General features: G+C 41.4%; 20 protein-coding genes. 10 read left to right on the forward strand and 10 right to left on the reverse strand.

Going from position 1 to position 23,361, the window contains the following annotated elements:
* The first annotated feature begins 7 nt into the window (after window positions 1-7).
* A complete protein-coding gene (locus tag R2Q66_RS16320) occupies window positions 8-1,003 on the forward strand; it encodes a YihY/virulence factor BrkB family protein (protein ID WP_316750895.1) in 996 nt (331 codons plus the stop codon).
* Between the two features lie 78 nt (window positions 1,004-1,081).
* Here the strand turns inward: R2Q66_RS16320 and R2Q66_RS16325 are convergent, their stop codons facing one another.
* Window positions 1,082-3,016 carry a DNA topoisomerase IV subunit B gene (locus R2Q66_RS16325; RefSeq protein ID WP_316750897.1) on the reverse strand — a complete coding sequence of 645 codons (1,935 nt, stop codon included), beginning with the start codon at window positions 3,014-3,016 and terminating at the stop codon, window positions 1,082-1,084.
* A 109-nt stretch (window positions 3,017-3,125) separates the two neighbouring features.
* Here R2Q66_RS16325 and R2Q66_RS16330 point away from each other — a divergent pair, with 109 nt between their 5' ends.
* The 5 genes from R2Q66_RS16330 to R2Q66_RS16350 all read left to right on the forward strand — a co-directional run bounded on the left by R2Q66_RS16330 (window position 3,126) and on the right by R2Q66_RS16350 (window position 8,676).
* A complete protein-coding gene (locus R2Q66_RS16330) occupies window positions 3,126-4,484 on the forward strand; it encodes an APC family permease (protein WP_316750899.1) in 1,359 nt (452 codons plus the stop codon).
* 49 nt (window positions 4,485-4,533) lie between these two features.
* Window positions 4,534-5,901: an MFS transporter gene (locus tag R2Q66_RS16335; protein ID WP_316750901.1), complete on the forward strand. Its 1,368-nt coding sequence runs from the start codon at window positions 4,534-4,536 to the stop codon at window positions 5,899-5,901.
* A gap of 89 nt (window positions 5,902-5,990) precedes the next feature.
* Entirely contained in the window at window positions 5,991-7,343 is a 1,353-nt protein-coding gene (locus R2Q66_RS16340) for a DEAD/DEAH box helicase (protein WP_316750903.1), read from the forward strand.
* A 402-nt stretch (window positions 7,344-7,745) separates the two neighbouring features.
* Window positions 7,746-8,237: a BON domain-containing protein gene (locus R2Q66_RS16345; RefSeq protein WP_316750905.1), complete on the forward strand. Its 492-nt coding sequence runs from the start codon at window positions 7,746-7,748 to the stop codon at window positions 8,235-8,237.
* 16 nt (window positions 8,238-8,253) lie between these two features.
* Window positions 8,254-8,676, forward strand: coding sequence for an SH3 domain-containing protein (locus R2Q66_RS16350; RefSeq protein WP_316750907.1), 423 nt, complete (start codon window positions 8,254-8,256; stop codon window positions 8,674-8,676).
* A gap of 211 nt (window positions 8,677-8,887) precedes the next feature.
* Here the strand turns inward: R2Q66_RS16350 and R2Q66_RS16355 are convergent, their stop codons facing one another.
* The 6 genes from R2Q66_RS16355 to R2Q66_RS16380 all read right to left on the reverse strand — a co-directional run bounded on the left by R2Q66_RS16355 (window position 8,888) and on the right by R2Q66_RS16380 (window position 13,915).
* A complete protein-coding gene (locus R2Q66_RS16355; protein WP_316750909.1) occupies window positions 8,888-9,913 on the reverse strand; it encodes an SAM-dependent methyltransferase in 1,026 nt (341 codons plus the stop codon).
* Window positions 9,914-10,198: 285 nt separating this feature from the next.
* Window positions 10,199-10,927, reverse strand: a complete 729-nt coding sequence (locus R2Q66_RS16360) for an acyl-CoA desaturase (RefSeq protein ID WP_316750911.1) — start codon at window positions 10,925-10,927, stop codon at window positions 10,199-10,201.
* 118 nt (window positions 10,928-11,045) lie between these two features.
* Entirely contained in the window at window positions 11,046-11,543 is a 498-nt protein-coding gene (locus R2Q66_RS16365; RefSeq protein WP_316750913.1) for a phosphoheptose isomerase, read from the reverse strand.
* 480 nt (window positions 11,544-12,023) lie between these two features.
* Window positions 12,024-12,386 carry a response regulator transcription factor gene (locus tag R2Q66_RS16370; protein WP_316750915.1) on the reverse strand — a complete coding sequence of 121 codons (363 nt, stop codon included), beginning with the start codon at window positions 12,384-12,386 and terminating at the stop codon, window positions 12,024-12,026.
* A 107-nt stretch (window positions 12,387-12,493) separates the two neighbouring features.
* Window positions 12,494-13,678, reverse strand: a complete 1,185-nt coding sequence (locus tag R2Q66_RS16375) for a PAS domain S-box protein (protein WP_316750918.1) — start codon at window positions 13,676-13,678, stop codon at window positions 12,494-12,496.
* A gap of 15 nt (window positions 13,679-13,693) precedes the next feature.
* On the reverse strand, window positions 13,694-13,915 hold the full coding sequence (locus R2Q66_RS16380) for a helix-turn-helix transcriptional regulator (protein WP_316750920.1): 222 nt from the start codon (window positions 13,913-13,915) through the stop codon (window positions 13,694-13,696).
* A gap of 144 nt (window positions 13,916-14,059) precedes the next feature.
* Here R2Q66_RS16380 and R2Q66_RS16385 point away from each other — a divergent pair, with 144 nt between their 5' ends.
* The 4 genes from R2Q66_RS16385 to R2Q66_RS16400 are packed head-to-tail and all read left to right on the forward strand — an operon-like array spanning window position 14,060 to window position 16,587.
* On the forward strand, window positions 14,060-14,722 hold the full coding sequence (locus R2Q66_RS16385) for a hypothetical protein (protein ID WP_316750922.1): 663 nt from the start codon (window positions 14,060-14,062) through the stop codon (window positions 14,720-14,722).
* Entirely contained in the window at window positions 14,722-15,441 is a 720-nt protein-coding gene (locus R2Q66_RS16390) for a hypothetical protein (protein WP_316750925.1), read from the forward strand. Before R2Q66_RS16385 ends, R2Q66_RS16390 begins: the two co-directional genes overlap by 1 nt.
* A gap of 3 nt (window positions 15,442-15,444) precedes the next feature.
* Window positions 15,445-16,212: a hypothetical protein gene (locus R2Q66_RS16395; RefSeq protein WP_316750927.1), complete on the forward strand. Its 768-nt coding sequence runs from the start codon at window positions 15,445-15,447 to the stop codon at window positions 16,210-16,212.
* A gap of 15 nt (window positions 16,213-16,227) precedes the next feature.
* Entirely contained in the window at window positions 16,228-16,587 is a 360-nt protein-coding gene (locus R2Q66_RS16400; RefSeq protein ID WP_316750929.1) for a hypothetical protein, read from the forward strand.
* A 13-nt stretch (window positions 16,588-16,600) separates the two neighbouring features.
* Here the strand turns inward: R2Q66_RS16400 and R2Q66_RS16405 are convergent, their stop codons facing one another.
* From R2Q66_RS16405 to R2Q66_RS16415, 3 genes are all read right to left on the reverse strand, one after another.
* The gene (locus R2Q66_RS16405; protein ID WP_316750932.1) at window positions 16,601-17,917 is read right to left on the reverse strand and encodes a DUF3887 domain-containing protein; all 1,317 of its coding nucleotides are present in this window, start codon (window positions 17,915-17,917) and stop codon (window positions 16,601-16,603) included.
* A 144-nt stretch (window positions 17,918-18,061) separates the two neighbouring features.
* Window positions 18,062-19,786 (reverse strand): RagB/SusD family nutrient uptake outer membrane protein, encoded by a 1,725-nt coding sequence (locus R2Q66_RS16410; protein WP_316750935.1) that lies wholly within the window; start codon window positions 19,784-19,786, stop codon window positions 18,062-18,064.
* Between the two features lie 18 nt (window positions 19,787-19,804).
* Complete coding sequence (locus R2Q66_RS16415; RefSeq protein WP_316750937.1) at window positions 19,805-23,038, reverse strand: TonB-dependent receptor; 3,234 nt, start codon at window positions 23,036-23,038, stop codon at window positions 19,805-19,807.
* Between the last annotated feature and the right edge of the window lie 323 nt (window positions 23,039-23,361).

The raw sequence follows: 23,361 nt of genomic DNA on the forward strand, positions 1-23,361 counted from the left end.
CAGTCATATGAAATATATCAATAAAATATTCAACTTTCTTAAAGCAACCGGTCACCTTTTTATTGCGGCCGGAAAAGGTTTTATGGAAGACCGTGTCATGAAATTAAGTGCGGCACTAGCCTATTATACCATATTTTCCTTAACACCACTGATCATTATCATCCTATCCTTAGCCAGCTTATTTCTGGGCGACAACTCCGATCTGAGTGACATCAACCCGAGGGCAAAGTTCTTTGCGGAGGTAGGAGACCTGGTAGGTCAGGATGCAGCTAATCAATTGAGAAGCTTTGTCAATAACGCCAATTACAGCGGAACAAGCACTTTCGGGCTAATCATTGGAATCGGTACTTTAATTATTGGTGCTACTGCGGTCTTTATCGAAATACAAGACAGTATCAACTTAATCTGGAAGGTGAAAGCCGTACCTAAAAAAGGCTGGAAAAAACTAATCATCAACAGACTGCTTTCTTTTTCACTGATTGCGTCCTTAGGATTTTTACTACTCGTTTCTTTGGTCGTCAATAGTCTTGTGGTTGGCCTCGGACATAAGATTGCTGCTTACATCAGCATACAAGAGGTTTCTGAACTGATGATGTTAATTGTAACCAATGCGATCACGCTGGCTGTGGTGACCAGTATTTTCACCATTATATTTAAGGTATTACCAGATGTGGAACTCAAATGGAGGCCTGCGATCATCGGTGCTTTATTTACAGCTTTGCTATTTGGAATAGGTAAATACATTATCGGCATTTACATTGAAGTTGGTAATCCTGCCTCAGCATTTGGTGCTGCCGGTTCTATCATTGTGATTCTGCTGTGGATTTATTATACGGCAATTATCCTTTATTTTGGTGCGGAGTTTACGCAGGCCTATGCAGAAAAATATAGCGATGGCATTAAACCCAGCAAGTACGCCGTACATACTAAGGTAGTGGTGGTAGAGAAAGAAGTTACCGCTTTACCTCCACAGCATCCGGAAGACACGGTGCATTTAAAATAAACCGGTAAATACTTTATATAAAAATGGCCCGTAAATCAATTGATCTACGGGCCATTTTTATATCATTTGTATCGCTTTCTAAGCTGATTCTACGATCTCTTCATCTGTCATTTCCTCAGCCTCTAAACTTCTACTCAGGACAGCTGCTTTGGAACGATCCAATGGAGCCACAATATCGTCTAAAGTATCTTTTTCGATTCTTAGGTTCTGGATAATATGACGCTGTCTGTCGGGCGTGTTTTTACCCATATAATATTCCAGCAGACTTTTGATCGTTTGATCTTTTAGGATCACCGGGTCTAACCTGATGTCTTTACCGATAAACAAGCCAAACTCATCCGGCGAGATTTCTCCCAATCCTTTAAACCTGGTGATTTCCGGTTTATTACCCAGTTTGGTGATGGCTGCTTTACGCTCTTCGTCACTATAGCAATAAATGGTTTCCTTTTTATTACGAACACGGAACAACGGTGTTTGCAGGATATACACGTGTCCTGAACGTACCAGATCCGGGAAAAACTGTAGGAAGAAAGTCATCATCAGCAACCTGATGTGCATCCCATCTACGTCGGCATCGGTGGCGATTACAATATTGTTGTAATGTAAACCATCCATACCATCTTCAATATTCAGGGCATGTTGCAGCAAGTTGAACTCTTCGTTCTCATATACTACTTTTTTAGTCAGCTCATAACAGTTTAAAGGTTTCCCTTTTAAGCTGAATACCGCCTGACAATCCACGTCCCTTGATTTGGTGATTGATCCGGAAGCCGAATCCCCCTCGGTAATGAATAGCGTAGTTTCGTATCTTTTCTCGTGGGTGCTGTTAAAATGCACCTTACAATCTCTTAGTTTTTTATTGTGCAGGGATGCTTTTTTAGCCCTGTCGTTGGCCAGTTTTTTAATTCCCGCGATGTCTTTACGTTCTCTTTCCGACTGTAAGATTCTTTTCAATAAAGCATCCGCCACATCGGTATGTTTGTGCAGGTAATCGTCTAATTCTTTCTTAACGAAATCATTGATAAAAGTTCTTACCGAAGGTCCGTCTGGTCCCATATTCTGGGAACCCAGTTTCGTTTTCGTCTGCGATTCAAATACAGGTTCTTGTACCCTGATGGAAATTGCCGCAATGATCGAAGCCCTGATATCCGCAGCGTCGTATTCTTTTTTATAAAACTCTCTTATGGTTTTCACAACCGCCTCACGGAATGCCGCCTGATGCGTACCTCCTTGTGTCGTATGTTGCCCGTTTACAAAAGAGTGGTAATCTTCACCATACTGCTGACCGTGAGTCATGGCGATCTCAATATCATTTCCTCTCAGGTGAATAATCGGATAACGGATTGTTTCTGCCCCTGCGTGTTTATGCAATAAATCATAAAGGCCACGTTCAGATAAATATTTTTGTCCGTTGAAGTTGATGGTTAATCCCGCATTCAGGAACACATAGTTCCAGATCATGCTTTCTACGAAATCTGTGATGTAATGATAGTTTCTGAAAATCGTTTCATCGGGATAAAACGTAATCGCAGTACCATTGCGTTGCGTGGTATCGATAATCGGATTGTCGAGCACCACCTCTCCTCTGGAAAACTCTACCTTTTTGGTTTTATTATCGCGGTACGATTGCACCACAAAACTGTTAGACAAAGCATTTACGGCCTTGGTACCTACCCCATTCAATCCTACAGATTTCTGAAAGGCATTGCTATCGTATTTACCACCGGTATTAATTTTCGACACACAGTCGATCACCTTACCCAGCGGGATTCCCCTGCCATAATCGCGGACGTTTACTTTCTGATCAGAAACGGTAATTTCTATGGTACGTCCGGCGCCCATCACAAACTCATCAATTGAGTTGTCGACAATCTCCTTTAGTAATACATAAATCCCGTCATCCTGAGCAGATCCATCTCCAAGTTTACCGATATACATACCGGGACGCAGCCTGATGTGTTCCTTCCAATCGAGGGAGCGTATACTATCTTCGTTATAATTCGGTTCAGCCATGATGCAATTTGAGTAGAATTACAAATTTAAGTTAATATGCCGGTGAATCAACATCAAAGTTTCAACAAATACACATTTTCATGTATATTCAAGAAATAAAACAGAGAACATGACGGATAAGAAACAGCTCTCCCTCTTCGACTTATCTATGATTGTGGTCAGTTTGGTGATCGGGATGGGTATCTTCCGCACTCCGGTCAATGTTGCGGCGGGGGCGCAGGTTCCGGAGTTGTTTTTCTCCGCATGGATCATTGGCGGACTGGTTGCCTTGTGTGGCGCCTTAACTTATGCAGAAATCGGTTCCAGATTTCCGGTTACCGGTGGTTATTATAAGATATTCTCTGCTTTTTACCACCCTTCTATTGCCTTTGCCATCAATTGTATCATCGTAGTTTCCAATGCGGCTTCCGTTGCCGGAGTCTCTCTGATCGGCGCCGAATACCTGAGTAAAATCATCCTTCCTTTAGAACTACAGACAGAATTTTACCGGATTGTCATTGCAGCAATCACCATTTTCTTGTTTTACCTGCTCAATTTATTCGGGTTAAAAGTAAGTGCGAAAGCGCAGAATATATTGTCGATGGTAAAGATTGGAATGGTGCTGATTTTGATCTGCGCTATTTTTACCGGCCCCGGAGCGGTAAGCCTAAGCAATAGTTTACCGGAATTTAAAACCACCACAGGTGTTCCACCAGATTGGATGGATTATGGAAAAGCCCTCGGCATCTGCCTGATTGCAATTTCCTTTACCTTTGGCGGCTACCAGCAAACCATCAACTTTGGCGGCGAAACCAAAGAACCCAATAAAGTAATTCCAAAGGCAATTATGACCGGACTCGCCATCATCATCGTTTTATATATGGCTATCAATTATGCTTATGTAAAGGTGATTGGGTTTGAGCAGTTGAAGACTGCGGAGAGCATCGCAGCCATCCTTGCCGGAAAAATATTCGGTCCGATAGGCTTCACCATCCTCTCCTGCCTGGTTTATTTTTCTGTGTTGGGCTATGTAAATGTAAATTTACTAAGTAACCCCAGGGTGATGTATGCCATGGGCGAAGAAAGGGCATTACCCGCCATATTCAGTAAAAAAAGCGCAAAAAATGACGTCATGTTTGTGAGCCTCACTGTATTTGCAATCATTTCTATTTTCACACTTTTCTATGCGCAGACTTTCGATAAAATTTTAAACTACACCATATTTTTAGACTGTATTGGCATGGCAACTTCCGCGGCAACGATATTTTTCCTGAGGAAAAAAACAGCGCAGCTGGATAAGAGTACCATTTACAGCATGAAACTCTACCCCCTCCTGCCCTTGATTTTCATTGCGGCTTATACTTTTGTGGGTGTTAGTATTTATTTTAATGATCCCGAAGCAGGGAGAAATGGCCTGTTGATTTTTGCCGGATTTATTCTCCTGTACTTTCTGAATGTTTTCTTAAGAAAAGGAAAAAGCAAGACCTGATGATATCAAAAAGCGACCAAACCTACACTCAGAATCCGAATTAAAGACGATGCCGATAAAACAATTACCCCTAAAGAAAGAAATCGCTTATGCTGCCGGAATGATGGGTTGGAGCATCATGACCAATCTGATCATTGTAATGCTACCTTATTTTTACCTGCCACCAAACAATTCTGGTCTTTCTCCCCTTGTACCGCAGCTGCTGGTTTTCGGTGCCTTCAATATTTTATCACTCATCGCAGCTTCCGGCAGATTATTTGACGCGCTCTATGATCCATTTATTGCTTCACTAAGTGACGCAAGTGCCAATCCCAAAGGCCGCAGAATCCCCATCATGAGGTATGCCATCGCTCCGGCAGTGATTTTTTGTGCCCTCGTTTTCTACCCCTTAGTCAAAGGCGAAAGCATCAGCAATGCCTGGTGGCTAACTATTGTACTGGCCGGTTTTTTCATTTCTGTGACGACTTATATCATTCCATACAACGCTTTACTGGCCGAGCTGACGCATAGTGCAGATCAGAAAGTCCGCCTTTCTACTTACCAGCAGGTAGGTTTTGTACTGGGGATGATTCTTGCCGCTTTGTGTAATAATTATGCGGATATGATCCAGCATTTTTTCCCGCTAACCGCACGTGCCGAAGCCTTGCAATACACCATCTGGGGGCTCAGTATTTTCTCGGGGCTAGTGATGACACTGCCTATTATTTTCATCAATGAGAAAGAGTTTACGAACGCTAAACCCACACATATTGCGCTTATTCCAGCCATAAAAAACACCTTCAGGAATTCAAATTTCAAATATTACCTGATCTCAGATTTCAGCTATTACATCGCGTTGAGTATCATTTCCAGCGGACTATTATTCTTTGTGACGGTCTTATTGGGCTTACCCGATTCGGATGGCGGAAAATTCATGGGCATCATGGTGATCCTCTCTCTGGTATTCTATCCTTTTATTAATTATGGTGCTAAAACATATGGTAAAAAACCGCTCGTACTCGTTGCTTTTGCCGTCCTCAGCCTGATATTTGTGACTATATTTTTCCTGGGACAGCTTCCTTTTTCTCCAACCATGCAGATGTATATCCTGGTTTGCTGCGCTTCTTTCCCCCTGGCGGCATTAGGAATCCTGCCCAATGCCATCCTTGCCGATATCGCCCAAAAAGACACCGAAGAAACTGGCGAGAACCATGAAGGCATGTTTTTTGCCGTAAAATACCTGTTTGTGAAACTCGGTCAGACCCTGGGAATTGCTATTTTCGCCATGCTTACCGTCTACGGAAAAGATCCCGGACATGATTATGGCCTGCGCTTAAATGGCGTGGTTGGCTTTGTGCTATGCGTTTTGGCTTTATTATTTTTCAGCCGGTTTAAAGAAAACAAACCCACTAAACAACAGCCAGTTAGCTATAAATAAGTGAATTATGTAAAAGCCAAAAGTTATACGTATCTTTGCATTGAACGATATTCTTTCGTTTCATTATTACACATTAAAAGACAAACACATTGTTATTCGAAGAATTAAACCTGATTGAGCCTATTTTAAAAGCGCTCCAAACAGAAGGTTATACACAACCTACCCCTATACAAGAACAATCCATCCCAACTATACTTCAAGGCAGAGATTTATTAGGCTGCGCGCAAACCGGTACAGGTAAAACTGCCGCTTTCGCAATTCCTATGCTTCAATTGCTGAGCAAGCCTCACGAAAACTCTAAAGTTCATAAGAACATCAAAGCATTGGTTTTAACGCCAACACGCGAATTAGCCATCCAAATTGAGGAAAGCTTTAAAGCGTATGGTAAAAATCTTCCGCTTCGTCATTTAGTGATCTTCGGTGGTGTTGGCCAAAAAGCACAAACTGATGCGCTAAACCGCGGTGTAGATATTTTGATCGCCACTCCAGGTAGACTATTAGATTTAATGAACCAAGGGTTTATCAACCTGAAGGAAGTTGAAATCTTTGTACTTGATGAGGCCGACAGAATGTTGGACATGGGATTCATTCATGATGTTAAAAAAGTAATTGCCAAGCTGCCTGTAAAAAGACAGACTTTGTTTTTCTCGGCTACCATGCCTCAGGAAATTCAAAAACTTGCGGATACGATCTTAACAAATCCTTTAAAAGTAGAGGTTACTCCAGTATCTTCTACCGCTGAAAAGATTAAACAGGAAATGTATTTCGTAAGCAAGAACGATAAGAAAAACTTATTGATTCACATCTTACAAGATAAAACAATTGAAACGGCTCTAGTTTTCACCAGAACTAAACATGGTGCTGACCGTATCGTTAAAGACCTGATTAAAGTAGGAATTAAAGCGGAAGCAATTCACGGTAATAAATCTCAAAATGCCAGACAAAGAGCATTAACTAACTTCAAAGCAAAAGCAACAAGGATTCTTGTCGCTACAGATATCGCTGCACGTGGTATTGATGTGGATGAATTAGCACACGTAATCAACTACGAATTACCAAACATTCCTGAAACTTACGTTCACAGGATCGGTCGTACTGGTCGTGCGGGATTAAGTGGAACAGCACTTTCTTTCTGCGATGCGGAAGAAAGAGATTTCCTGAAAGATATTGAGAAACTAATTGCATTGAGTATTCCGGTAACGGAAGATCATCCATATGCGATGAGCTGGCAGAGCCTGATGAGCGCGCCAACTGAAAAACCTAAAGGTGGCGGTGGTTCACGTGGTGGTGGCGGTTCTCGCGGTGGCAACAGCAGAGGCGGTAGCGGCAGTGGTAGACCAGCAGCTGGTAAAGGTCAAGGTGGTGGCGGTCAACGCGAGCCTAACCTGAGCGGCGCTAAAAGAACACCAAGCAGCGGAAGCCGCAGATGGAGCTCTAAGTAACGTTTGAGGGGGTACTTTGGTTCCTCCTAAAAAAGCAAGCAGACTATTCGAATACTGAAATCTTTCAGCCTGAAAAAGGCTGAAATTTTCTAGGTCTTCTCTTAGCATGCTTGCTTTTTTTTGCATAGAGACAAAATACTTTGGGGGAGTTGAACCGCGGGGAGTATAAGCAGGGTATTTAGGCAGGGAGTCCCTTATCAATTTTATTTGAGTTCTTTAAATAAATTGAAAACATCAATCATTTCATGGATTATTTTTGAAGCAAGTGGTTATCATTTGTTTAAATAAACAGTTTTGTTAAACATTTTTCGACATCAGACGTTAAGTATTTTAGCTATCTTGTATGTACACCTCTAACAGAAACAGGTGAGCAGCAATAGTTTAAACAAAACCTATCGAAAAATGAAAAAACTAATGAGCAAAATGATGGCTCTGGTTATGGTTACTGCCTTTATGGTGGCAACTCTTTCCGGATGTAAAAGCACGCCGAAAGATGCTGACCTAAAAACTGCGGTAGAAACTGCAATTCAGTCCAGTCCTAACTTATCAGCTTCAGGCGTAACCGTTGCCGAAGGAGTAGTTACCATTACCGGACAGGTAACTGATGAAGCCAGTAAAGATGCTTTAGAAAAAGCAGCTGCGGCAGTTCCGGGCGTTAAATCGGTGGTGAATAACCTAACCGTTGAAGTAGCTCAGGTGGAAGTTAGTGCGGATACCCCATTAGCATTGGCTGTAAAAGATGCCACCAAAGATTTCCCTACAGTTGCTGCAACAGTAAATGATGGTGTAGTTACGCTAAAAGGTGAGCTTAACAAAGGCGACCTGCAAAAGTTAATGATGGCAGTGAATGCCTTGAAACCTAAAAAAGTTGACAATCAATTGGTGATTAAATAATCCAGGAGGACCGAAAATGGCTTTACAAGAAAAATATAAAGAACTGATTGATGCTGCTACCGCCGCTGGCGTAAACGACTTAAATGTTCGTGAACAAGATGGTGTATTGTATATTGATGGCGCTACTAGTGGCACTGTAAAACAACAGCTATGGGATACCTACGAACGTCTTGATCCTAATTATGCCTCAGGAGACCTCGTAATGAATATAAACAGTGTAGCAGGTGTTCCTGAAGGTGCCAAACTAAAAGTGACCACCAACAGCTCCAACCTCAACATCCGCAAAGGACCAAGTACCAATGATGATATCGTTGGTAAAGCTGCCCGCCATGAAGTGGTCACCCTTGTTGGAAAAGAAAATGACCAATGGTGGATGATTAAAACCGACGCCGGAGAACAGGGCTATTCCTTTACGCAATACCTGACTCCTGTAGAGTAAATATAAAGCCTACTATAAATGAAATGTAAAACCCGGCATATGTGATCATACGCCGGGTTTTTACACCTGAAAAATCTGTATCCTAATTTATTAGACCTAGAAAATTTTGTCCCCTTCAGGGCAAAAGATTTCAGACAAATAAATTAGGATATAGATTTGGAGTGGTGTTCTCTTTGCTCCCAATCGGGTTCTTTGCCCTCCAAATCTGTACTCAGGATTTCTTCTTAAACAGGTAATGACACACCATCCATTCATTGCCCTCGTTATAACCAAATAACTCTGCGCAAGACATATAAAACAAGCGCTGGTATACCCAACATTTCAGGGCCTCCTCTTCATCAGCATACCTTTCTTTTAAAAGGAGCATAATTTCCTGCTGATGGCCATCCATATTTTTAAGCCAGGCTTCGGCAGTTTTAGCATAATTTGTACCGTTCACTACCCAATGTTTTTCTGCCAGCAGAGATTCATTAAAATAAAGCAACATCGCATTGGAAGGCATCAGACCCCGGCTAAAGAAGTATTTCTTCAGCCATTCCGGTTCATCCCCGGGTTCAAACTTATAAGCCAGCTTTTCATGACTAAAGAGCTGTACAAACAACCGCCCCTCAGCTTTCAGGAAAGAGGAGATTTTCCCCATTAATAATTCATAATTACGCAGCTGCCCGAACAGTTCTACAGACAGTACGCGGTCGAACCGGGTTGAACTATTGAAAACATTGATATCTTCTATAATCACCCTGATGTTAGCTAAGTTTCTTTCTTTTGCGACCTCCTCAATGAAAGTCTTTTGAACCGCAGAACCGCAGACTGCAGTAATGTGACTATCGGGATACTTCTGCGCCATAAATAAGGTTAGTGAGCCCCAACCACAGCCCAGTTCCAGAATGTACTGGCGGTCTTTCAGGTCTGCACGCCTGCAGGTCAGTTCCAGCATATCCTGCTCAGCCACATCAATAGAACTCACACCTGCGTTCCAATAGCTACAGGAATCTTTTAAATGTTTCCCCAGACAGTATTGATAAAAAGTAACAGGGAGCACTTGCTCCTTTTCGGTAGCAGGGATGGCTATAGGTTCCGTTTTCAGCTTCGCCATCAGCTTATTCAGCCGATGTTGCTGTGCCTCTGCATCCCCCAGAGTTTCATCCTCCAGGCGTTGTTTTAACAACTTTCTAATCCCAATTCGCAGTATAAAATCAGGCAATCTATTCTGTGCAATTAAACGATCGTACCACATCAATCTTCTGGTTAAAAGTAGGAGGAAAACAAAGCGATAATTGAGGAACAAAAATTAACGCATATTAGTTTAATTATACGTTATTTAAAAGACAACGGATTTCATTTTACAGCAGAAAACCTGCTTTTTAAACCGGGAAAGAAATAGGCTATTGTTTTTTGTGGCAGCGCTACCAGGTTAGCTAAAAGAGTCAGGTAACCAATGGGGAAACAAGCGATAAAAAGCGCTGTAATGAACAGACAACACGCTAAGAAATAAATCGGCATGTTGTCTGTATTAAGTATTTTAAACCTTCCGGATGCGGATGATATGCAACCAGTGCATCACTTTCATCAATGGGTAAGTAGGGTCAAATTCAAACCAGCGCGAAGCGAAGTTTGGGTTATTCGGTTTTTTATGGTGGTTATTCTGGAACAACTCGCCCAGCATCAGAAAATCCAAAGGCAAAGAGTTTTTACTATGATCGTTATTATCATGGTTAGAGTAACCGTATTTATGACCGCACCAGTTCACAATAGCACCATGAATAGGCCCCATTAAGAAATGGATCGGCAATAAAAGGAACATCCACCATGCGGTTGCAAAAGTGACATAAAACCATACGTAGAAACAAATAAACACGCTTCTGGTGATCCATGAATCACCAATTTTATCAATAATTGGCCAGGAAGGATAGTTATCTCTAAACTGCTCTTCAGGCTCAATGTTATGTTTCGAATAATTCAGGTAGATGTCTTTAGTTTTGATCATCATTCCCCATACATCTTTAACGAAATGTGGAGAGTGTGGATCCTTCTCTGTATCGCTAAAAGCGTGGTGCATCCGGTGAAGGATGGCATAAGCTCTTGGATTTAAAAAAGAAGATCCCTGCGACAGGAAAGTAATGGTATAGAAAAACTTCTCCCAAAAAGCATTCATTTTAAACATTTTATGCGAGGCATAGCGATGTAGAAAGAAAGTTTGTGAAAATAGAGAGAGGAACCAGTGTAAAAGAAAGAAAACTAAAATAATCATATTTGTATATAAACGGTAATACGGATCTGTGACAGACCTGGATGTTTGGATTGCAAAATAGCAAAAAAAATCCCGTATAAGTTTTACAAATACGGGATTAAATGATATCTACTCGGTATTATCTACCAAAATCGTCTTGTACTCTTACTATATCGCTTTCATCGGATGGGTTTGAGGGATCAGTATGTTGCCAGATTTCGGAAACAATTCCCCAGTCGTCCAAACCAATTAAACGGTGTCTTTCGCCTTGCTTTAATTTGATCGTTTGTCCAGGTGTCAGTTGTTTTACTGGTCCTTGTTCATCTGTATCACTGGTACATACGCCTACTGTACCATTTACCACTCTCCATATTTCTGCACGGCGGTGGTGATATTGCCAGGATAAACGGGTATTAGGTGCAACAATTAATATTTTTGGGCTCAGTTTACCTGATATTTTCAGTTCATCAACATTTAATCCATCAAAATAAACATTGGCAAATTGTTGTGCCTGGTCTTCATCAATTACGAAAAAACCACCCCATGGACGGCTTTCATCACGATTAACCACATTAAATCCTTCAATCTTTAAGCGTTGAGCTACGCCATCAAATATTTCTTTTTTCTGATCTGACATTTTATTCTCGTATTTAGGCCAAATATAATATATATCGGCCGAAAATAAGTGCCGCAGCAGAGGATTAACATAAACAACTGTGATTCAATACCTATCGATTCATAATCCCTATTAAAGGGGAGTCATTTGATCCGCCACATTGGCCTGGTCGGACCCCGGCTAATTTACCGGGCTTCTAAGTATAATCATTCGCTATTGTCATAGAAATGTTTAATTTGAAATACCTCAAACTTTCCAGTAATTATATCCGTTATAGTCGTAGTTTGTTTGGTTTAGGTTGGTCTGTGGTGGGCCAACCATCAATTAACAGGGATACCTCTCCAAGGTTTATCCCTGTTTTTATTTTATAGCTGACCAGATTTCAACCCCCAATATTTCTTTAGAATATCGTAGCCGATACCCGGCAGCCCGGGCCTATAAAAAAACGGCCTCCGATAGCTATAAACTATCAAAGGCCGTTTTTTTAATTTTCTTATGGTTTTAATTCACCAATAACTTTTTAATTCTTTTCACTATATAATCGATATCAAAAGGCTTACTTACATAATCATCTGCTCCCGCAGCGATACTTAGCTCTTTATTCTGGTCATTTGCAGACATTACAATAATAGGAATGTGTTTAGTGAACATATCCGACTTTAAATCTTTACAGATTTCGGCACCATCGCCATCAGGTAACATCACATCCAAAATGAATAAATCGGGCACTGAATCTTTCAATTTCCCTTTTAGCTCTGAAAAAGTAGACGATAGTTGCAATTCATATCCTTCATCTTTAAGCAAAACGCCTATGATATATCTGATATCTTCATCATCTTCAAGCACATGTATTCTTTTGATCATATTAAATTGTTTTTAAATTGAACTTCTGCTGAGTACTAGCAACAATTTTGCCACATATTATAAACTCGCCATAATGATAGCATAAAACTATAGAAATTAAGAAAAAACTAGTCCTTTTGCCCGATATTGCTGGTACTATCATTGATTCTGCTGATCATTTCGTCCAGTTCCAGGGCCGAACGTTCCAACATCTCTATTAAAGCCGGATCGGCAGTTTTCGATTCAACCTTGAGGAGGTTAACAATCCCGATGATATTGCTGACCGGTTTACGGAATTCATGGGAATTCTCCCAGGCAATCTTTTTAAGGATCTCATTTTTCCGCAGCAGTCGATGTTCATAATCCTTACGGATGGTAATATCCCGCAAAGCACCAACCATCTTTTCCGCATTCCCTTCCGTATCCAGGAGGATAAACGCCTGGTTAGAAACATATTTATAGAGACCATCTGCACATTGCAGGCGATATTCACAAGACCAGGAATTGCTCAGTTGCTCCAGACTTTCGGCCATGCTCTTCTCCACAAGCTCCCCATCCTCAGGGTGGACTTTACTCAGAATCCATTCTTTAGTATTTTCCCTTAAAGCTTCGGTATAGCCATAGATTTCGGAAAAGCCATTTTGCCATTTCAGTTCATTTGTTGCCGGGCAATACTCCCAGATCACATCATTGGTAACACGGGTTACCGTTTCATAAACTTTCAGCAATTCCTTGATCCTTTCCTCCGCTTTCACATACCTTTCGATATCGAGTGCAATCACCGTATAAGCCGCCTGCCCCTTGTATATCGCTTTATGATGAGAAATCAACACATGAAAAGCTTTTCCGTTTTTCATTTTGTGTAACCAGACCTCTGTTGCAGAGCCCTCCAGATGGGAGGTTTTCAGGTAATTATCCAGTTTCTCCTGCTCCTCTACCGACCTCAGGTCCATTACAGACATGGTTAACAATTCCTGCCTCGTATAACCATACTTCTCCAGCATCCGCTCATTCACCTCCAGCAAGCGGTAACTGCTGCGGTCGAACACATAAATCATGGCAATAGAGCCTTCAAAAAGTTGTTTATAACTGTTTTCTACGGCAGAAAGACTCCTGCGATACATTTCTATCAGAAAAAACAGGAGGAACCCTGAAATAATCAGAAAGATGAAATTCTTATAATCATATAGAAAACGCATATCTCTATCCGGAATTTGCTGGTCCAGATATTTAATCGCCTTACTCCCCATTATAAGCCATAATACGCCTAAAATGAGATATAGGAAGGTGATGAAAGCTGTTTTTCTACGCATGCTAATTAAAGGTTTTTAACTTTCCGACAGCAATGTTAATCCTTCACAAATATCGCCAAGCATTTCGCAGGGGTTCACATTGATCGCCAGCGCAATAAGATACAACTCGTCTGCCCTTAGTTTGGCTGTTTCCGTCAAAGTGAGCTCGTTCATCCTTGCTTTTGTTAAGCCGGTTCTTTTAGCAACAAGCGATTTATTCACCGATCTCTTAGCTAAATAATATCCCAATTTGGTCATGATAAGTATGTTTTTTCTTACAATAAGTATAGATAAATATATAAATGAGAAAGATAATCTGAATTCTAACTGGTTAATTACATAGATTATACATACGTTTGTATTGATATTCTATACTAGTAATGCATTTTATAACCTATTTGTATGAAAAAGAAGAACAACGACACCAGTCCCCTGATTTCCCGGGCTACACTTTCCTCCGTAAATGTAGGCATGCTATACAGTTTTATGGTAAAAAGAATAGCTAAAGGTTACAGCACCTCAGAAGTTTCCTTTTTAATGGGATACACCAATGATTATATGAAGCAAAAAGAGGAACTCGATAGTATTGGTTTCTCTTTTGAAGACATGCATTGTTTTCGCCATGCGGTGGAAGAAAAATCATTGAATGGTATAATTTCCAACTTCGAACATCAAAAGGCCACGGCCAGTTATCAACTGACAAAAATCAGCGATCCGGTTAAAACAGCAGTCAGAATGTGCCGCATGGAAGAAGATGGTACAGAGACACAAATCTTCCATCTGGTAGAGAGTAATATGGGACATGGCAGTCTCAAGACCACAGAAATGGAAAATGAGGCCGAAGTTGCAGCCATGCTCAACGTACTTTTTGAGGGCAGGATGTTTTACACGCCACAATCGCCACTCCAGATTTTCCAGAAATGCCGCAATACCTTATCGGATACGGTAGCGCCAAGACACCTGCAAACGGCATTACAGACCCTAACAAAGAAGAAGGAATTTCCAAAACTGAAAAGGATCAAGTCCAAAGACAATGGTTGTATGTATGAAAAAGTATTTGAGTGATGGTAGTGCCGGGCCAAAGAATTTTAGTTGTTCAAAGTATTATCAACAAGATCAACGCAGATAAGATTTATTTATACACCGTTCATATCAATGGCTGCGACACCCATTATGCAACCGTCATTGTGAATAACGACACTGAAATCAATATGGAAGAAATCCTGACCAGCGTTTACCACCCCCTTCAAGGGCATAAAGGACTGTTATCCGTCATCACGCTTGCGGAAGACCTGATTGGCATTTCAAACCTCCATACCACCATTAAAATTATAACTGCTCCGGCAGAGGATCTTATCTTAACCAAAGTCAATTACTATAACCGGATGAACCGGGCAAAGGCCTTAATTAAAGCCGGAGAAAGTCTGCTTCATGCCAGACAACCGGAAGTCAGCACCACCCTTTTTTCGCAATGTATTTCGCAGGTATGTATCGCAGTCATCCGTCTTTATTCCGGCGGATACGAACCCAAAAACCTGCTGCTACCTGAGCTGCTGGATCTCTGTAAGAGCCATTGGCCCGATCATTATTTACAAGTGCAGCGGCAAGAGCCCAAACACCAGGCACTTTATCAATTACTTTATAAAAGTGAACACCCCTACAAACATGATTCCCGCCTGACCATCAAACGTGAAGAAATGCTGGCCATCCATCAGCTCTGTAAAGACTTTCTTTACGAGGCTGGAATTGCAGGAATAAAAAAACTCGATGAACTAACCACTTAAACCATGAAAATGACACCAACAACCTTAGTCCCTATTCCATTGGAATTTAAGATTGCCTGTGCAACCTATGATTTACAACTATCGGAAGTCCTCCAGCTTTTCATTGACCATGTTTCATTTTATGATTCATTGAGCCAGAAATCTGATGACATTTACCGTTCTGCAACCAATACGGTGATAATATATTCCCTTTCTTTATGTAGAGCGCACAGCACCTCCTTCTTAAAACAGCGGGAAAAGATTTTGAAATACATCAAAGAGGTCATCCGGATTGCCATTACACGCGAACTAACACCTACAAAAAAAAGAAAACTGTGTGTGCCTGTCGTGAAAAAAATCTACCAGATAATGGAGCGGACGAATACTAAAGAAACCACCATAATACTAGATGAAGGGATTACTTTACAACTTAAAATGGATTTCTGTCTGTTATGCGAAATCCACAACTGTACACCGGAAGAATACCTGGAGCACTTTATGTCGCAGATTTCCTTGCCCGAAACTCATGCTAATTTCGAACTAAAAAAGAAACCAGAAAACCAGGCGATGGGCTTTTTTCAAAAGGCGCTGAATATCTACGAGGAGAAGCCCAGCATCAGTGCTCACCGACATTTACAGGTGCAATTTATAGACGAGATACAGGAATTACACCTCTGGCTATTTATCATCAGAAGCTTCGGGAAACGGGTAGAAAAATACCGGGAGCTCTATTACCGATATTATCAGCAGCTACTCAAAGCCACTGACACTCAAAATACGCTCAAAAAATAACCAAATCCATAAACTATGAAAATGAATGTAACCATTAATCCTACGGAAGACTTTAGTGTACTCTGCGACCTCTTCAAAGTGGCGCCTCAGGCCCTGCTTCAGGAATTCGTGAACCAGGTTTCTTTTCCCTTTTATTACAGTCAGCCAGACGGCGATGAGCGTTGGGCTACGCTATTCTTCCTGTATTACCTTGGCAAATATGGACAGGATAATGAGGCAGATATGCCGATGCATGAACCTTTTATGAATCAAATGGCGGAGGTGGTATTCAAAGAATTGGAGAATGGCCATCAAAACTCCAAAAAAGCGGAGACTGCCGGGCGTAAAGTAATGAAGAACTGGCACAAGCAGATCATGGAAAAAAGGGGGGCCTAACCCCCTTTTTTTATTATTTTGCTTTAATCCAATTCGCTAAATCATCCACAAGCGTTCCGGAAACACTACCTGGTATGCCATATTGTGCCATATTTCCTTTCTCCGTCTGAGGGATAAACAAGTGATTTAAATCCGGGTACAACTTCAGGGTCACATTGCCTTTTTTGCCTAATCCAGCTTTCCAAAGGTCGAAATCCTGTGTAGAAACCTGGAAATCAAAAGCACCCTGAGCTACAAAAATCTTTTGCTTAGTCAGTTTTTTAGCTGTTGCCACCTGATCATACTGATTGAGGTCTGCCCAATACGAAGCTGGTAAACCCAATAATACTGAATCCGGCTTCATTTTACCGATTGTCTTAAATCTGGTTTTTGCAGTTTCTTTCAACACTTCTACCAGTTGTTTTTGTAGGTTACCAGTAGTATCCTTTGCCTGTTCAACGGCATATTTATTTTGTTCCTCGATAATATCCGTTAAGGTTCTTGCAGGAGCTGCGGCAAGTACGATTCCTTTTAATTCCGGTGCCATCAGCGCCAGTTTTGGTGCCAGCATACCGCCTAAACTGTGCCCGAATAAAAAGATCTTATTCTTATCCACACCAGGAATGGTTTTCGCTAAGGCGATTGCCGCAAGTGCATCGTCCAATACCTCTTCTTTTACCGTAAAGACTTTGTTAAATTCACCTGGATAAGCCAGGGTTCTTTTTACATAACGGATACTCGCAATCCCTTTACTGGCTAAACCACCGGCAAGGTCTTTGAAAGGCTTATTAGGACCAACAGTCTCGTCCATATCGCTTGGTCCGGAACCGTGCAATAGCACCACAAGCGGGAAATTACTACCCGTAGCAGGTGTTGTTAACAAACCCACCAGACTATGTCCGGGCGTTTCAATATAAATCTCCTTTTCTTTATAAGCGGCAGTATCCACATAAGCAGGTTTGGTATAAGGGGTTACTTTTTTCAACTGTCTTGGGAATAACCCTACTAATTTCTCTGCTTTATTGTAAACCAGCAGGAAACCCTGGGTTCCTTTTTCAAATTCCGCATCAACGGATACGGTAAAAAATTCGCCTTCTGATTTACTTTGCACCACATCCATACCTACATACTTGCCATAGTTGGTGGTTAATGTGCCCCAGATTGTTTTCAGGTTTTCCGCAGAGATTTTAGACTGTACACTCACATCAAAAAAGCCCTGAGCTTCCGGAAACTTTTCCTGTTCCATAGTTTTCAAGAAATCTTCGGAACGTGAAAACAGCGACAATATGCCTTGTGAAAACCCGGCAACCGAGATCAGCAGGACAAAAAATAATAAAATAACTTTCTTCATGTAGTGGTATGGATTGTGTTTTACTTAATTGGTTCTAAACCAAAGTTAGCATTATTTGATTCCCTTTCGAGGATTTCTAATTCAAAAAAAAACCGGGTGTTCATATCGTATGAACACCCGGTTTAAACACAAAATCAAGGGGATTTAATAGCCTGGATTTTGCTTCAATATACCTTTACTACGATCTATCTGAGTTTGAGGAATCGGGAAATATTCATCCCGATCTTCCATGGTTACAGGCGCCAGATAAGAAAAATACTTACCTTCAGATTTGAAATAATCATTCAACGTTTGTTTCGCAATGCCCCATCTCACTAAATCATAAAAACGGTGACCTTCCAGGGCCAGTTCCAGGCGACGTTCGGCACGAACCGCGTTACGCGCATAAACCTGATCCGGAAAAACAAGGTAAGGATTCACGCGATAGACTGCGGCATCCACCAGACCTTCCTTAACCAGAGTTACCTTTTTCTTAGGTAATAGTGCGGCCCTTGCCCTGATCCTATTCACTAATATCATGGCATTTCCCACAGTACCCACTTCTACTTCACATTCTGCGGCCATCAGGTATACATCCGCAAGGCGGATAATATTCACATTTAGGCCGGTCACATTTGTATTTCCAGGACCGGTATTGGCCGGAACATCAGCCGCATTAATTACATTTTTTATGGCAAGGAAAGGACCGCCATTGGCAGCATCCCTAATCCAGGTATCACCTGCCATAATACCCCAATCCAGGTAAGGCACCCCTCTTCTACCCAATGTATAATCAATACGTGGATCAAAAGGGATTTCGACATCCACTTCATAAGCTGCCTTTTCCTCTTTTGTCAACCCACGATCAGAAATATAAACTTCACCGGGAACTACAGCACCCAGAAAAGGTAATCCGGCAGGAGTTACTTTAAAAGAGTTCGCCAGGTCAATAGAAGGCTGGAAGAAACCGCAGCAGGTGATCGGCAAACCACTGTTATATGGGAAATTAAGAATATCGCCCACATTACCATTGTCGCCACCCGTACCATCAGCACCTACAGAATGTTGCACTGCAAAAATTGCTTCCGGGCCGTTCTCTTTATTGACATTAAAATTATCGGTATAAGGGATGGTTTCAATGCCAGGTCTGGCCGCGATCACATCATTAAATAAAGGTAAAGCCTCCCCATATTTCTTTTGATACAAGTAAACTTTTCCTAAATAAGCCTTTGCAGCAATCTGATTCATGCGTCCTATTTGTCCTTTAGGAAAAGCAGGGGTAAGATTGGCTACCGCAAATTTCAGGTCCTCTACAATTGCAGGGTAAATATCCTTCATATTGTCTACAGCCAGTTCAGTGGTTGCTTCTGTAATTAAAGGCACATTTTTAAAGATCCTCACCAGGAAGAAATTATAGTGTGCGCGTAATAATCTGGCTTCAGCAGTAAGCTCATTAGCTCTGGCATCAGGGAATTTTTTCTCCGTAGCCTGTACCAGGGCAAGAAACCTTAAAGTATTATTACAACGTGCAATACCTTCAAAGCAGCGATTCCAGACATTTTCTAAATTGTCATTGGTACTCGTCGGCGAATGTCTTTCCAATAAATTCATATTGGGCTGATCCCCGTTCTCGCTTCCTTTATGTGCATTATCAGAAGTAACTTCTCCCAATAACCACTGACTCGGTGCGGCCCCATAGTTACCGAAAGTCCCATTTACATTCCCATTTAACAAGGCATATGCACCTGTCAACAATCCTTCTACACCATCTTGTGTAGTCAATTGAGGAGCCGTTAATTCCCCTTGGGGATTCTTATCTAAAAAGGACTTACTGCAACCTGTTGCGATAAGCACAGCCATTGCGAATATGATATAGTTAATCTTTTTCATACGTTTCATATTTAATCATTAAAAGCCTACACTTAAACCTAACAGAAACTGACGTGGACTTGGATAAATCCCCCTGTCTACCCCTAGTGCAGAATAGGTTTCTGTTTCCTGACTCACTTCCGGATCAAGTCCTGTGTATTTGGTAATGGTAAACAGATTCGTTGCACTTGCATAAATCCTCAATTTGTTTACGCCCCATTTAGGTCCAAATACTTTATCAACAGGCAAAGAATAGCCGATTTGAAGATTTTTCATACGTAAATAACTACCATCCTGTATGTAATAACTGGAAGAAGCATATTCAAAATCACTGGCTTTGATGTTTGGTGATGGAATCATGCTACCCGTATTGGTAGGACTCCAGGCATCCAGCATTCTCGCGCTTTTTGCACCGGTAAAGGTGGAGAAGTCAGTGAAATATCTGGTAGCTTCATACAAATCAATTCCCTGCACCCCATTAAAGAACATCGAGATATCGAAGTTTTTATAAGAAGCATTTAAGCTCAGTGCGTACATGAAATCCGGATTTGGGTTCCCGATAATGGTACGGTCTAAAGGTGAAATAATACCATCACCATTTACATCTCTGAATTTCAATCCACCAACTCTGGCGTCCGTATACGATGCACTTTGACTCACATCAGCAGCACTCTGGTAAATACCCACAACATCATAGCCATAGAAAGAGCCAAATGGCGAACCTTCCTTAAGGATACTCGTTGTTAAGCTTCTGAATGTACCGTACAATTGCTCTGTAATTCCCGGCGCTAGTTTTTCGATTTTATTGGTGTTCTTAGAGAAGTTTACACCTACATCAAATTTAAAAGGTTTATTGTCAACTTTTCCATAATGATAAGCCACATTCAACTCGATACCTTTGTTGCTCATATCTCCTGCATTCACAAACGGAGAGGCACCCATACCCACTCCTGTAACAGGCAATGGCACGGTAAAAAGCATATCGCTGGTTTTCTTGTTGTACCAATCTACGGAACCGTCAATTGTAGCATTAAATAACGTAAAATCCATACCCACATTGATCGAGCTTAAAGATTCCCATTTGATGCCAGGATTTGCATAAGCATTTTGCCATACCCCGGTGGATACTGCATTTCCACCACCCAGGCCATAGGCCGAATTGATTAAGGACGATTGGAATCTGTTCAGGTATTGATTAGAAGAAATCCGTTGATTTCCGGTTTCCCCATAACCCACTCTTAGTTTCAAATCTTCAATCCATTTCACTTTATCTTTAAGGAATCCTTCTTCAGAAAGTCTCCAGGCTACACTTCCTGCAGGGAAATAACCATATTTATTTTCCGGTCCGAAGTTAGAAGATCCATCTCTACGAAGGGTTACACTGGCCAGATAGCGGTCGTTGAAGGAATAATCTGCACGTCCAAAAATGGAGAACAAACTACCTACAGAACCTGTACTCGCATTGCTGATATTGGCAGTACCTCCATTCAGGTAATAATAATCCAAATCTCCAAGCAGGAAGAATTCATTACGTCCGGCATTTAACTGACGGTTTCTGGAGCTGATCGCTTCCGTACCTAACAGCAGGTTCAAACGGTGTTTTTCTGCAAATACTTTGCTATAGGTTAAGGTATTTGTCCAGGTCCACTCGCTGTTATAGCCCTGATATTCGTTCAGGTTATTAGAGTTATTCCCTTCTGAGAATTCCAGATTAGGGTAGCGCATGCTCATCCCGTTATAGTTCTCATAGCGAAGACCAAAACTGGTTTTAGCTGTCAGGCCTTCAGCAAGGTCTAATTCCGCAAAAAGATTTCCGAAGAAGAAGTTACTTTTATTCACATTGTCTTTAGCACGGTATAAAGTAGCCAGTGGGTTTTCAGAGTTACCCAGCTGACTGCCGCGGCTACCTGCAAAATTACCCTTGATATCGTATACCGGAATGATGGTATTCATCCGGTATGCCCAGCCAATCGGACTACCTTCATCCTGATAGTCACCAGCAACATTAGGATTTACCCCAACACCGAAACCTTCAGAGTAAGAATATTGCAGGTTTTCTCCGAATCGGAGTTTTTTATCCAGCGCTGAAAAGCTGGTATTTGCACGGACATTATAACGTTTAAAGCCTGTATGTTTAATCGTACCCTCCTGGTTGAGGTGTCCAGCAGAGAAACTATACGTTGCATTCTCTCCACCACCGGCAGCACTTAACTGGTAATTTTGGATCGGTGCATTTTGGGTGATCTCGTCAAACCATCGGGTTCCTTCCTGATTTGCTTTCGTAATCTGATAAAAGGTTTTCGGATCTCTGCTATAATTATACAAAGCCGGATTGGCATCTGCTGCGGTTACTAATTGTCCGAATTTTTCTCCTGCAACCAGGTATTCCGGAAGTGTTGGTGTTGCGCCGCTACCGTAATTGGCACCTGCTTCAACTGGTTGTCCTGCATTTTTATAGGCCGCAAACATGTATTCTGCGTACTGCATTGGATTTAACATTTCCGGGAACGTTCCCTTTCTTGGGGCCTGACGACCGTAATAAGTATCGAAAGTAATACGTGGCGGACCTACTACCCCTTTTTTGGTGGTAATGATCACGACACCGTTATTTGCTCTTGAACCATATATTGAGGCAGAAGAAGCGTCTTTTAACACCTGCATAGATTCTATATCGTTCTGGTTTAACCAACTGAGTTTTCCTTCATAAGGCACCCCGTCGATCACATATAGCGGATCATTGTTACCAATAGTAGTTGTACCACGGATACGGATCTGCGGGGTAGAACCCGGGGCACCGTCATTGATAATCTGAACACCTGGTGCTTTACCTTGCAAAGCTTCCACTGCACTTGCTGCGGGTTGTTCTTTTAACTGGGATATATTAACCACAGAGACTGCACCGGTCAGGTCTTTTTTCCGCTGACTGGTATAACCCGTAACCACAATCTCGTTTAGGTTACTGGCATCTGGATTCAATACAACATTAATAATGGTTTTATTACCAACTAGAATTTCTTTGGTAATATAGCCTACAAAGGAAATAGAAAGGATGTCTGTAGGTTTGACCTGGAGTGCAAAAGCGCCATTGGGATCGGTCAGCGTCCCCTGGGTCGTGTTTTTAACTTTCACTGTTGCTCCTATAATCGGGAGCTTGTCGTCACTGCTGGTAACTTTACCAGTGACTTTGACTTGCGCGCTGACTCCGAAGGAAAGGAACAGGCAAGCCAGCAAAAGGAGAGACCTCCTTTTGAGATTTAGTTTGTTTTTAAACATAAGATATTTGGTTAGGATAGTTAATAGTCAGGTTAGTTAATGTTTCACTACATAGGCTTTAGGATTTAGTAAAAATTAAGATTGTTTAGCCAACATTTTGCCACGTTCATAAAAATGTTGATAATCCAATATACAGATAGTGTATTTAACACACAAGGACTTAGTGATATTTATTTTACAAAATTTTTACTTTAAAATGAAAATGCCCTTCCGGAAGAAGGGCATCACGATAAATATTCTAATTAGGTTTAATTTCAATCGTCTATTCTCTTTTTAAGTCGAAATCATTTCTTTTTGTTAACAATTTCCCCTTTATTTCTATT

It is taken from the genome of Pedobacter gandavensis (assembly GCF_032677645.1).
Taxonomy (GTDB): Bacteria; Bacteroidota; Bacteroidia; order Sphingobacteriales; family Sphingobacteriaceae; genus Pedobacter; species Pedobacter gandavensis_A.

What these genes read in the sequence shown, in the direction of transcription:
- R2Q66_RS16320 (WP_316750895.1), top strand. Translation starts at nt 8, where the DNA reads ATGAAATATATCAATAAAATATTCAACTTTCTTAAAGCAACCGGTCAC.
- R2Q66_RS16325 (WP_316750897.1), bottom strand. Translation starts at nt 3,016, where the DNA reads ATGGCTGAACCGAATTATAACGAAGATAGTATACGCTCCCTCGATTGG.
- R2Q66_RS16330 (WP_316750899.1), top strand. Translation starts at nt 3,126, where the DNA reads ATGACGGATAAGAAACAGCTCTCCCTCTTCGACTTATCTATGATTGTG.
- R2Q66_RS16335 (WP_316750901.1), top strand. Translation starts at nt 4,534, where the DNA reads ATGCCGATAAAACAATTACCCCTAAAGAAAGAAATCGCTTATGCTGCC.
- R2Q66_RS16345 (WP_316750905.1), top strand. Translation starts at nt 7,746, where the DNA reads ATGAAAAAACTAATGAGCAAAATGATGGCTCTGGTTATGGTTACTGCC.
- R2Q66_RS16350 (WP_316750907.1), top strand. Translation starts at nt 8,254, where the DNA reads ATGGCTTTACAAGAAAAATATAAAGAACTGATTGATGCTGCTACCGCC.
- R2Q66_RS16355 (WP_316750909.1), bottom strand. Translation starts at nt 9,913, where the DNA reads ATGTGGTACGATCGTTTAATTGCACAGAATAGATTGCCTGATTTTATA.
- R2Q66_RS16360 (WP_316750911.1), bottom strand. Translation starts at nt 10,927, where the DNA reads ATGATTATTTTAGTTTTCTTTCTTTTACACTGGTTCCTCTCTCTATTT.
- R2Q66_RS16365 (WP_316750913.1), bottom strand. Translation starts at nt 11,543, where the DNA reads ATGTCAGATCAGAAAAAAGAAATATTTGATGGCGTAGCTCAACGCTTA.
- R2Q66_RS16370 (WP_316750915.1), bottom strand. Translation starts at nt 12,386, where the DNA reads ATGATCAAAAGAATACATGTGCTTGAAGATGATGAAGATATCAGATAT.
- R2Q66_RS16375 (WP_316750918.1), bottom strand. Translation starts at nt 13,678, where the DNA reads ATGCGTAGAAAAACAGCTTTCATCACCTTCCTATATCTCATTTTAGGC.
- R2Q66_RS16380 (WP_316750920.1), bottom strand. Translation starts at nt 13,915, where the DNA reads ATGACCAAATTGGGATATTATTTAGCTAAGAGATCGGTGAATAAATCG.
- R2Q66_RS16385 (WP_316750922.1), top strand. Translation starts at nt 14,060, where the DNA reads ATGAAAAAGAAGAACAACGACACCAGTCCCCTGATTTCCCGGGCTACA.
- R2Q66_RS16390 (WP_316750925.1), top strand. Translation starts at nt 14,722, where the DNA reads ATGGTAGTGCCGGGCCAAAGAATTTTAGTTGTTCAAAGTATTATCAAC.
- R2Q66_RS16395 (WP_316750927.1), top strand. Translation starts at nt 15,445, where the DNA reads ATGAAAATGACACCAACAACCTTAGTCCCTATTCCATTGGAATTTAAG.
- R2Q66_RS16400 (WP_316750929.1), top strand. Translation starts at nt 16,228, where the DNA reads ATGAAAATGAATGTAACCATTAATCCTACGGAAGACTTTAGTGTACTC.
- R2Q66_RS16405 (WP_316750932.1), bottom strand. Translation starts at nt 17,917, where the DNA reads ATGAAGAAAGTTATTTTATTATTTTTTGTCCTGCTGATCTCGGTTGCC.
- R2Q66_RS16410 (WP_316750935.1), bottom strand. Translation starts at nt 19,786, where the DNA reads ATGAAAAAGATTAACTATATCATATTCGCAATGGCTGTGCTTATCGCA.
- R2Q66_RS16415 (WP_316750937.1), bottom strand. Translation starts at nt 23,038, where the DNA reads ATGTTTAAAAACAAACTAAATCTCAAAAGGAGGTCTCTCCTTTTGCTG.